General features: G+C 77.1%; 1 pseudogene. It reads left to right on the top strand.

Annotated elements, in window-relative coordinates:
* Positions 1-236: pseudogene (locus KVS67_RS13145) on the top strand (hypothetical protein); the annotation flags it as partial.

Raw genomic sequence — 236 nt, 5'->3', positions numbered from 1 at the left:
CACCGCGATCGTCCCGGGCACCGCCACCGAGGCCGCGCCCGGCCTGTCCGGTGTCGCGGTCGCCGGCTCCATGGAGGCCACCGCCCTCTACGCGCAGTCCCTCGCCGAGCTGCACGGCATCACCACGCAGGCCCCGCAGCGCGCCCAGGCCCTCGTCATGGGCCTCATGCTCGGCGACGCCGCCAAGGAGCTGCTCCGCGAGGCCGCCGCCAAGGCCGGCCGTCCCTACGACCCGC

The sequence above is a fragment of the Micrococcus sp. GbtcB5 genome (assembly GCF_019091605.1).
Lineage (GTDB): Bacteria > Actinomycetota > Actinomycetes > Actinomycetales > Micrococcaceae > Micrococcus > Micrococcus luteus.
Note: the sequence above shows the minus strand (reverse complement) of the source record. Positions and strands in the feature narration are given on the sequence as shown.